Annotated in this window: 3 protein-coding genes; 2 read left to right on the top strand and 1 reads right to left on the bottom strand. The window is 30.4% G+C overall.

Annotation, left to right across the window (positions count from 1 at the left end):
- Positions 1-327: 327 nt before the first annotated feature.
- Complete coding sequence (locus tag M663_RS0113900) at positions 328-810, bottom strand: helix-turn-helix transcriptional regulator (protein ID WP_029689364.1); 483 nt, start codon at positions 808-810, stop codon at positions 328-330.
- Between the two features lie 152 nt (positions 811-962).
- On the opposite strand from M663_RS0113900, the gene M663_RS0113895 reads away from it, so the two are divergent.
- Both M663_RS0113895 and M663_RS0113890 read left to right on the top strand, forming a co-directional pair.
- Positions 963-1,172: a helix-turn-helix transcriptional regulator gene (locus M663_RS0113895; protein WP_029689363.1), complete on the top strand. Its 210-nt coding sequence runs from the start codon at positions 963-965 to the stop codon at positions 1,170-1,172.
- A 112-nt stretch (positions 1,173-1,284) separates the two neighbouring features.
- On the top strand, positions 1,285-1,473 hold the full coding sequence (locus tag M663_RS0113890; protein ID WP_029689362.1) for a hypothetical protein: 189 nt from the start codon (positions 1,285-1,287) through the stop codon (positions 1,471-1,473).
- Positions 1,474-1,502: the final 29 nt, after the last annotated feature.

Here is a 1,502-nt window from a genome sequence, read left to right as displayed (position 1 = left end):
ATTGCTTTACAATGTAAATGTAAAAGTTGTTAAATTTGGAATAAGTAGTTATGAGAATAAACAATAAATTTAACGTAGATATTTCTTCGCATATTCTATTTGATAACTATACATCTCAATTAAATAGCTTTTTCGTTTGGCGTCAATGTATATAAAAAAGAGTGATATAAGTATCAATCCAAGGAAACATATCATTAAAATCATGACTAATTTACATATGCCATCTTTTTTTACTTTACTTTGAATGTATAAACCATGACCAGATGTTTTTGTTAAAGAATTCAAAATCCTTGTACGATAATCTCAAGTTTGTATTCTACATTTAAATTACTTTCGGTATTTTTTAGTGGTATACTTCTTTTTGTTCATTATTTTAGCATGTTTAAGAATTATCTCAAAAGAGTCTTTCAAGTATTCCTTAGTTTCCTCATCAATCGGCTCACCATTAAAGAAAGCCAGTCCTTCTGTGCTTGTGAGGTCTTTCATCCATTCTTCTAAAGTTCGAGCTATATCTTTTTCATCTTTCTCCGTAAGCTTTGGTTGCCATTCTTGGGGTTGGTTAATAATAGGGGTTTTTGATATCTCTTTTGAGAAATTTTTTATTTCAGATGGATTATCAGTACGCCCTAATAAATAGTCAACAGAAACATTAAAAAAATCTGCTATTTTTTGTAGTATATCAGGAGGAGGCGTTCGTTGTTCATTTTCATAATATCCTACTGCTCTATCTGAAACACCTAAATATAAGGCTAAATCTTTTTGGGTTAGTCCTTTTTTCTTTCTTAGTTCCTTTATTCTTTTACCTAACATATTCCTTTCACCACTCGCTTTCGTCTTAAATTCATTATAACATAATGTTCGATTTTTGTATTTGAATGAACAAAAAGTTCTTGACATAGAACTAAATGTTCAGTATAATATAAGTAGATTAAGAACAGCAAGTTCATACAGGAGGGTCACTAATGAATAAGCTAAAAGAGCTAAGAATGAAATATAAACTTACACAAAAAGAATTAGCAAAGAATCTTGGAGTAACTCCGGACTATATTTCTCAAATTGAACGTGGTAGAATTCCTGGTATGGAAACTGCAATCAAGATTGCAAATTTCTTTGATACTACTGTAGATGAAATTTTTTTGGCCAACAATCGAACTAAAAGTTCGCAATCGTAATGTAGAACGTGGTTTTCAAACATAAGTACTATTTTTCTATATCCTTATTATACCCTTATTTCTTCCAGTTTTACATACATCAGAAACAAAAACTGATAAGGAAGTGATTCTCATGAAAGTTGCAATTGTAAGAACTGTGATAACAAGAGAAAAACTTATGGCAGATGATTTTACTCCTGACACCGAAGAAATAATCGGCTATGAAGAAGTAGATGAAGAGGAGTTCTATAGACCACTTGTACAGTTTCTTTACCCTAAAATAAAAAAGTTCATCGAGGAGGAAAAAAATAATGTGGATTGAGTTTAAGCCCATGAAAAATAAAGACTTAC

It is taken from the genome of Thermoanaerobacter sp. A7A, assembly GCF_000445185.1.
In the GTDB taxonomy this organism is placed as follows: Bacteria; Bacillota; Thermoanaerobacteria; order Thermoanaerobacterales; family Thermoanaerobacteraceae; genus Thermoanaerobacter.
This window is presented reverse-complemented; position numbering and strand designations above follow the sequence as displayed.